The sequence below is a fragment of the Fictibacillus sp. Mic-4 genome (genome assembly GCF_049843615.1).
GTDB classification, from domain to species: Bacteria; Bacillota; Bacilli; order Bacillales; family Fictibacillaceae; genus Fictibacillus_A; species Fictibacillus_A gelatini.
This window is the reverse complement of record NZ_JBBHZM010000070.1, coordinates 1-8076: the sequence shown is the minus strand read 5'-3', so window position 1 is coordinate 8076 and position 8076 is coordinate 1. Positions and strand designations below refer to the sequence as shown.

The 8076-nt window shown below is 39.6% G+C and carries 9 protein-coding genes and 2 pseudogenes; 2 read left to right on the top strand and 9 right to left on the bottom strand.

Annotated features, from left to right (window positions below; all coding sequences use genetic code 11):
* Positions 1-150: 150 nt before the first annotated feature.
* Positions 151-507 (bottom strand): DUF2512 family protein, encoded by a 357-nt coding sequence (locus tag WD019_RS21105; protein ID WP_425712733.1) that lies wholly within the window; start codon positions 505-507, stop codon positions 151-153.
* A gap of 182 nt (positions 508-689) precedes the next feature.
* Positions 690-938 (bottom strand): annotated as a pseudogene (locus WD019_RS21100) (KGG domain-containing protein); the annotation flags it as partial.
* Between the two features lie 193 nt (positions 939-1131).
* Here WD019_RS21100 and WD019_RS21095 point away from each other — a divergent pair.
* Positions 1132-1461, top strand: coding sequence for a general stress protein (locus tag WD019_RS21095; protein ID WP_425712732.1), 330 nt, complete (start codon positions 1132-1134; stop codon positions 1459-1461).
* 119 nt (positions 1462-1580) lie between these two features.
* Here the strand turns inward: WD019_RS21095 and WD019_RS21090 are convergent, their stop codons facing one another.
* From WD019_RS21090 to WD019_RS21075, 4 genes and pseudogenes are all read right to left on the bottom strand, one after another.
* On the bottom strand, positions 1581-2147 hold the full coding sequence (locus WD019_RS21090) for a Uma2 family endonuclease (RefSeq protein WP_026677631.1): 567 nt from the start codon (positions 2145-2147) through the stop codon (positions 1581-1583).
* Between the two features lie 193 nt (positions 2148-2340).
* Entirely contained in the window at positions 2341-2817 is a 477-nt protein-coding gene (locus tag WD019_RS21085) for a CBO0543 family protein (protein WP_425712731.1), read from the bottom strand.
* A 5-nt stretch (positions 2818-2822) separates the two neighbouring features.
* A complete protein-coding gene (locus tag WD019_RS21080) occupies positions 2823-3287 on the bottom strand; it encodes a hypothetical protein (protein ID WP_322786405.1) in 465 nt (154 codons plus the stop codon).
* An 8-nt stretch (positions 3288-3295) separates the two neighbouring features.
* A pseudogene (locus WD019_RS21075) lies at positions 3296-4076 on the bottom strand (hypothetical protein).
* 144 nt (positions 4077-4220) lie between these two features.
* Here WD019_RS21075 and WD019_RS21070 point away from each other — a divergent pair.
* On the top strand, positions 4221-4523 hold the full coding sequence (locus WD019_RS21070; protein ID WP_425712730.1) for a hypothetical protein: 303 nt from the start codon (positions 4221-4223) through the stop codon (positions 4521-4523).
* Between the two features lie 73 nt (positions 4524-4596).
* Here WD019_RS21070 and WD019_RS21065 read toward each other — a convergent pair whose 3' ends face one another.
* The 3 genes from WD019_RS21065 to WD019_RS21055 form a co-directional block, all read right to left on the bottom strand.
* On the bottom strand, positions 4597-5685 hold the full coding sequence (locus WD019_RS21065; protein WP_425712729.1) for a Ger(x)C family spore germination protein: 1089 nt from the start codon (positions 5683-5685) through the stop codon (positions 4597-4599).
* Complete coding sequence (locus tag WD019_RS21060; RefSeq protein ID WP_425712728.1) at positions 5682-6770, bottom strand: GerAB/ArcD/ProY family transporter; 1089 nt, start codon at positions 6768-6770, stop codon at positions 5682-5684. The genes WD019_RS21065 and WD019_RS21060 overlap by 4 nt, the downstream gene beginning before the upstream one ends.
* Before the next feature lie 19 nt (positions 6771-6789).
* Positions 6790-8076 (bottom strand): spore germination protein (locus WD019_RS21055; protein ID WP_425712727.1); only part of this gene is annotated, 1287 nt, incomplete at its 5' end.

Below are 8076 nucleotides of genomic sequence, written 5' to 3'. Positions count from 1 at the left end.
TTCCTCTCGCTTTGATAACATCCACCTAACCCCCACAAAGAAAATTCTACTTTAATTATAAAAAAAGCTTGTAGACATAGTCCACATTATGGACTTTGTCTACAAGCTGAAAACTCCTTTTCAATAAAAGGAGTTTTTTTAATCGTTAATTTAAATTGCTGATTTTCGCGCTTGTCCGGATCTAACTAAATAGCGATGCAGCGGGATTTCAGCAATGGTTAATAAAACTGCTGTAAGAATGGCTCCTGGAAATGTTACAGTTGTATTAGGAAGCCATGCGGATACAAAATAAACGATCAATGTTGAAGCGAAAAAATCTAAAACCGCGCTTAATACAAGTGTATCTTCCCTTAGCAGCATGACTTCCATCATATGACCGACCAGTGCAAGCACAAGCCCGACAATGGCTGCCTGATATGCAGATGAATAATGGACATTAGGCAAAATAAACGATGCAATAATTAATATAGTAGGACAAACAAAAATCTTTATTAGCAAACCTGTCATTGCCAATACCTCCTTTATCAGGCTTAGTATTGGCCATCCGGATTTCTTTTACTCAAGTTTCGCTATTTAAAAATGGGCTTTAAATCAATTGTTGTGCTTCATAATTACGACAAAAAAATGATTGGCTTGTAAATGATCAAAAATAAGAGCGGCCGGCTTGTCCGCTCTTATTTACCCTATTCATTTTGTCCGCTTGCTTTTCCACCTTTTTCACCAATTTCCCGGTAAAACTCTTTGCCATGCTCACGCTTTGTTTTCTCACCGCCCTTTTGTCCGATTTCCTTATAAAACTTCTTGTCGTGTTCTCTTGCTGTCTTTTCTCCACCCTTTTGTCCGATTTCTTGATAAAATTCTTTCCCTTGAGTTCTTTTAACTTTTTCTCCGCCTTTTCTTCCTGCTTCTTCTCTCGTCATTTTAGATGGATTGCTCATTGGTTATTAGCCTCCTTTGAAGAAGTTATTAAACTATTTCCACACTCTTTCATAAAGAAAACGTGAAATTGCTTTCTTTTTTAAAATAGGAATAAAGACCTGTTTATCAATTTAAGGTTTAAAAAGAAGGGGGACGGGAAAAGGATAAACAAGCTTGATATCATTTTTGAATTTCCAAAGGAGGAGAAATAAAATGATGGCAAAACCAACCGTTAGAGAGTATTTGACTGAACAAGAGGTAATCGGAGCCGTTCAAGATTTAGAATCAAAAGGTATCAGCCAGAAGGACATATATGTGTTGGCCCATCAAGACGATAGAACGAATCAAGTAGCAGACCGTGCGAATGTAAATACCATCGGAATAAAGGAAGAGGGACTTTCTACAGCTGTTAAAAATGTCTTCAACTCCAAAGGGGACGAACTTCGCAATAAAATGGAAGAAATGGGGCTTTCTCAATATGAAGCTGAAGAATATGAAAGAAAGCTTGATGAAGGGAAAATCTTATTATTCGTAAAAGAATAAAAACAAGGGAGGTGAAAGCCTCTCTTGTTTTGTTATTAGTCTATTTTAAAAAATCACTTACCCGAATGGGGGACGAAAGCAAACAGAAAAGATTAAACAAATACCCGAACAATGTAAAACTAAAGGGAGTCAAATAATTCCTCTAAATTCACTTGAAAGCCTTCTAAAACGGAGGATTGAATAATGCCTTTTTCCCTTAACATGTCCAATTGCTTATATTGGCCATCTTCATCAAGTACATAAACCTGGACGCTGTTAAGCATCGGATTGACAATCCAATATTCTTTTACGCCGCATTGCATATAAAGATTTAACTTGAAGACTAAATCATGAGATTGATTAGACGGGCTAACGATTTCAATAATGAGGCTGGGAGAACCGACATACTTGTCTTCCATTAACCCGTTTTTGTCACAAATGACCGATATATCAGGGATGACAATTTTTGTTTCGTTCATGTTCGTTGAGGAAAGTTCCACGTCAAACGGAGCATGGAACACTTCGCATTTCCTTCGTTCTAAAAAATTGAATAGCCAGGCATGAAGTCTTCCAGAAATCCGTTGATGCTTCGTTGATGGGGAAGGAGACATAAACACTATACCATCGACATACTCTAGCAATCGATTGGTTGTTTCCCTCATTTTATAAAATTCATCAATTGTCACGAAATCTTCTGGTAATTTCAAAAGAAACACCTTCTTTCTTTTCATTGATAAAAGAAATTGACTTTATTATACCACAACTGGTTAGCTTTTCCCGTTCATGTTGCGACTTCAAAATTCTCACCGTTAACCATATAGTCAGACTTTGGATGAAAAATTGAAAATGTATGAGACAAAAGATAACCAGGGTTCCAACCTATATAAGAAAAGACACCCGCTATACTTTAAGCTTTTCTTTCGAGACATCTGACCACCAGAGCCGCCTCACTAATTTTAAGTTACCAAGCAACAACAAATATAAAAAGGGATAAATCGGAACCGAATAAATCCATTTCCAGCCGTTATAATAAAATAAGCCCAGTTTTACAGACAGCCATTCATAAAAAAGGGCAAAGGCCGACCAGCCTGCAATGTAGAGGGTTTTTGTTACAAAACGGCGGGTAGATGGGAAAAAGTTTAAAAAAATAATGTCAATGGCCGGATAAATCCCTAATGTAACCAACAAATCCGTATATTGCGCCTTTTTTTGAAAATAGCCGTATAAGTGAAAGGTTACTTCTAAAATGTAATCGACCGAAAAGGCGAGGATGACAGCGAAGATGGAAGTGCTATAAATTTCAAGCTTATTCATTCTTTTTTCAGGGAAAAAAGCGATGGCATTAAACACTAGAATAGAAATAATCGCTAAAATCATAGCTTTCAACTTCCTTCAACATTTAGTTTCGCTACCCCCAGGGCATAATGATTCCTTAATGTGGTCAAAATCATTTCCGCTTCCCTATGGTCACATTCAATGATTAAAATGACTTCCGGTTTTTTTCCACGTTTCATAAGCCGCTGTTTACGGAAAATTTTGTAGATCAACAGATTCAGGATAACACCTATGGAAAAGCCGGCGGCCGCCCCGATTAACCCCCAATAAATGGGCCCCCATTGAAGCTTGAACCCAATGCTTGCTCCTACTACGGAAAGAGCAGTCCCGATTGCGGCCCCTTTATCAAACAGACTGATCCCGTCCGCATAATGAATCGTATCAAAGAGTTTCCTCTCTTCATTTGTATTCGAAAGAGGAACAGCCAGAATATTTTCTTTTGGAATTCCTTTTTGCACTAATGAAGTGATGGCTAACTCAATAAAATGTGAATGTTCAAACGTTGACAGCACATGCAAAACTATTCCCTCCTGGCGACTGGCATTTTAAACGAAGGATGTTGAAAATTTTTTTGCAAAAAATGACGTTGCTCATCTTCAAATAGCTTGTTGTTTTCAACCGTGTTCACATACGAATCGTAAATCGCAAAACGTAAACGGATGGCATAAATAAAAACCATTCTTTAAAATAGCTGTAGATTTCCCGATGTCACCGGACACAAGGAGATGAACAGCCTCTAAAAAATGCGACAAATAAACAAGGGCGATCCACCAGATTAAAAGGAAAAAGCTAACGCCGATGCGGTGAATATAAAGTTGGCCCAACCCGGGCATAAATAACGTCCAAAAAACTGCGATTCTCGGGTTTCGCTTATCCAAATAATTGATCTCTAAAGGATGAATAACAAATGATTGAAAATCGGCATCTTCACGATTGGCGGCTAAATAAATTTTATTTGTATCGATTGTTGTCCGATAGCTGTCCCATATGGCAAAAACATAAACCGGAATATATAACAGCAACCATCGATGATCGATCACCTCTTTCGCTTTATCGAATTTGCCTGTAAATGAATAGACGATAGCCTGATTAAGATGCGATTGGGTATTGATGACAAATTCCCAAATAAACAAGGCAAATCCGCGCAAGTATTTAGAAAGAAGAAGATGGCCGAATCCCGGAAAAGCCGCTGACCACCAGGCGACGATATAAGGGTTTCTTAAATGTAGCTGTGTCGTTCCGAGAATGCTGACATACGCTTTTTGCCGTCTTGATTGATTCAACCACTGTACGTTTTTCAATGGAAAATATCTCCTTTCTGTTATTGTAAGTATTCCCAAATTGGTGAAAGAAAATGAGAATTTGAAATCGGATACGGGATAAATGAAAAGAGATTTGCAAAACTTAATAAATGTCATTAATTACAGAAGAAGGGGATAATGAAGATGGCTCAACGAAATGAACAAGAGAGAAAGCAACAATTCCAGCAAGCTATTCAAGCTTCCGAAGAGGCAAGGCAAGCCGCCAGCCAGGCCCTGGCCAATACGTCCAATCCTCAGCAATATCCATATGCGCAGAAGCAGCTTAAGCAAGCGCAACTACAAATCGAGCAGTTGCAATCTGAATCGGGGACCAGTGTTTCTTATGAAGAGCTACAGCAATTACAGCAAGCGGGTCATCAACTGGAGCAGGCGGGGCAACAACTCCAACAAGGAATTGCGACTGGACCAGATACGAATTCGCAATAGAAATCAAAACGTAAACGCTCCCATTTCGGGGGCTTTTGTTTTTTTAGCCGCAAAATTTTTTGCAAAACGGAAGCTACTTTTTCTCTTCCACAATTCCTGCCTCTACAAGATTGATATCCAGTTTAAAATCAATTGGAATCGTTGGATAGCGTTTCTCCCACGCTGCAAAGTTAAAGTTTCTCGTTTGGCTTCTTGCTTGATCTGCAATTCCTAGCGGGTCGATCCTCTCATGTTGAAACCGGCGCAAAAGCTTTTTTGCTTTTCCATTAATCAGCTTTCGTGTTCTTTCCTCTACGCTTTCTTTTTTCTTAACATTTAAACTAATTCCTTCCGATTCGTTAATCAAGCCCATCAATTTCACGGTAATCGTTACTTTTGGATTGGTGTTTCCGTTGATTACGTGATAGTTTACTTTTGATGAAATATTTTCAATGTTGATATATTTATTTTTCCCTATCCTCGCTTCGAAAGATCCTTTTTTAAAATTTTCAAACAGTAGTTTGAAGATGAATGCTTCTTCATAGTTAATATCATCAACATACTTACCATTTGAGAAAAGGGCTATCCCTTTAATTTTTATTAATCCATCCTTTAGCTCAAGCAAAGGCATAAACGGGTCTAATCCTTTGCCATACAAATGGTAAAGGAAAGAATGGAGATCAGAATTAGGGATGTTTTCCTTTTGGTTTTGCTCGATTAAGTCCAATATGTATTTGGCAGGAATTTGATTTACAGGTGTTTGAAGTTCCAACATTTCTTTTGCTTCCCCCTTTACAACAGCAAGCGGGATGTCCCGGCCGATATCGGCATTACGCTGAAGGCCATCGATAAACTGAAGGATGCCCCGCTTTGCCAATTTCTCACTGAATAATGCGACTCCTACGCGGCCCACCGCTAATGGCCTTGGTGACTCAGATTGCAACACATGTAACACGTTTTGACTCGTAAAGGATTCAGCTGTAAATGTAACATTTTTTGGCATGGCTTGCTCCTGGTTTTTCGGTGTGATCGTAGAGGCAACCGTTGCTTTTACACGGTGTTTCCCTGCATCATCATAACCAATGGCCTGTACTAATTGAAGATCTTCAATGATTTTAGGTTCTGCCGTACAGCCACTTAAGCAAACAAGAAAGGCTAAAAAGGTAATCCATTTATTTCTCATGACTTCTTTTTCCTCACTTTATAAATGATCCATTGAACAACAAATAGGGCCGGGATATAAAAATAAACCGTGTAAAACCCTGCTGTTGATGTAATGGTATTTAACCAATCGATATTGGGCCGGCCTTCGATAAAAGAGCAGGCAAATGCGGCTGCTATGATAATACAGATTAAACTGTACCGTTGATTGAAATGAAACAATTGCTTCATCCCCCGGCTTGTCGCCCAGAGAGCCAGGCAAATGTTGGGCAGCACGGCAAATAGCCAGAGGGCGATGCCTGCATATTCAAACCGTTCCATAAACGGAAAGTCAACAATTTTCCAGAGGGTTAATGTTGCCCAGATCGTTCGGGCCAATTCTTCTTCATTGTAATAAAGAAAGGTTGTGATGGCTGTTAAAAGATAGATGAGAATAGAAAATAAGTTTCCAAAATGGGCCCATTTTATTGCTTTTTCCGGTGTCTTCAGAAATGGGTAATACATAAGAAGGGTTTCAAATCCAAGATACTCCAACGCCATCGCTTTCGCCGCCGTTAAGTAAGAGGAAAAAGGATGATCAAATAATGGACGTAAATTTGAGATATGGGATTCTGTCAATGGAAATATTTTCAATAAAAGCGAGGGGAAGGTATAGATGATCCCTAAAAAGCAAATCCCCGTTACGGTCCGAAAACCCCCTGAAACGTAACAATATCCGAGAATCAGGAGAAAGGACGAAAGAACCCATGTGTACATATGTGGAAACATCCATACTTGAATGACTTCGACATATGTTCGGACAAGGGTTACAACAAAACAAAAAAAATAAATGACAAAATAAAAACTGAACATTCCTCCCATCCATTTACCGAACAACTCTTTTTGGATGCCAATAATATCATTCTTTCCTTTCATTAAAATGCGAAAGCAAAACCAGATGATCACGTTGATCGATAGCCCGGCGATGATAATGGCGACCCATGCATCATGACCGGCTGATTGGGCAATATACCGTTCAAATCCAAGGATGCCGACCCCGATCTGGATCTTATGGATAAGAAAAAAAGCAAAATAAGGGGAAACTTTTTTGGAGTCGTCTGGTAACATAGAACCACCTATTTTCTGTCTAAAATTCATCAATGTCTTTTTGTGACGCCCATTTTACAATAAAATTCGCCTGCTGTTTCGTTTCCTCTTTCTTTTCATCACGGAAACGGATCGGATTTTCAGGACGTAGTTGCTTCGGCCGGGTTTTCTGCATTGAAAATGGGAGACGAATTAACCCATCTTTAAGATCTTTCAGCCTTAGTGGATAGACGGGTTCAATATACGGATTTCCAAGTGACGTTAAGCGAAGCAAGTGGGAAACGAAAAAAGCAAAACACATCGATACGCCAAGAAGTCCCCAAAACTGCGCAAAAAGTAGAAAGGGGAAGCGGATCGCCCGGATGGTAAAACTGACTTGATAGACCGGTGTCGTAAAAGACGCAAGGGCTGAAAGGGCAACAATGATCAACAAAACATTACTTGTAATTCCGGCCTGTACTGCTGCCGTCCCAATGACGATACCGCCAACGATACCGATCGTTTGGCCGACTTTTGTCGGTAGCCTGGCTCCCGCTTCCCTCAGTAGCTCAATGGTTAATTCCAAAACAATCGTTTCCAAAATCGGCGGAAACGGGATTCCGCTTCTTGAAGCAATCAATGTATCCAATAGTTTATCTGGAATCATTTGATAATGATGGGTCAGAACCGCGACATATAAAGGCGTTGCTATAACAGAAAGAGTGACCGCAAGCAAGCGCATCAAGCGAACGGCGGAAGCGATATGCCAGGTTAAAAAATAATCTTCCGTTGATGAAAAAAACTCAATAAGCGTCGTTGGACCGTAAAAAACCTGTGGGGAACCGTCTACCATAACGGCGATTTTTCCCTCGGCCAATACACTGGCGATACGATCGGGCCGTTCTGTGTCCACCAATTGTGGAAAAGGCGAATTTTTATTGTCAACAATCATTTGTCTAATAAATGAGCTGTCAACAATTTGATCGTATTGAACATCCTGGATTCGCTGCACGATTGTATTGACATTTTGCTCGTTTGCAATTCCATTAATATATAAAACGGCAACTTTCGTTTTTGTCAGAGAGCCGATATTCAATTCCTTCATTTGTAATTCAGGAATCGGAAGCCGTTTGCGGACCATGTTTAAATTCGTATCAAGCGCTTCAACAAACGCTTCTTTAGGACCAAGAACACTATACTCCACTTCTGGAATGGTTACTTGCCTGTTCGCTTTCGCCGGGGCAGGAACGAGCACGCATACATTGTCGTCCGGTCTTACTTGAATCATCACGAACCCCGTCATTAAGCTCTCTTGTATTTTTTGAACATCACTTGTGATTTCAATCTC

Bases quoted from the DNA above. Each gene is read 5' to 3' on its own strand.
- WD019_RS21065 (WP_425712729.1), bottom strand. From the start codon at position 5,685: ATGAGAAATAAATGGATTACCTTTTTAGCCTTTCTTGTTTGCTTAAGT.
- WD019_RS21105 (WP_425712733.1), bottom strand. From the start codon at position 507: ATGACAGGTTTGCTAATAAAGATTTTTGTTTGTCCTACTATATTAATT.
- WD019_RS21095 (WP_425712732.1), top strand. From the start codon at position 1,132: ATGATGGCAAAACCAACCGTTAGAGAGTATTTGACTGAACAAGAGGTA.
- WD019_RS21085 (WP_425712731.1), bottom strand. From the start codon at position 2,817: ATGATTTTAGCGATTATTTCTATTCTAGTGTTTAATGCCATCGCTTTT.
- WD019_RS21070 (WP_425712730.1), top strand. From the start codon at position 4,221: ATGGCTCAACGAAATGAACAAGAGAGAAAGCAACAATTCCAGCAAGCT.
- WD019_RS21060 (WP_425712728.1), bottom strand. From the start codon at position 6,770: ATGTTACCAGACGACTCCAAAAAAGTTTCCCCTTATTTTGCTTTTTTT.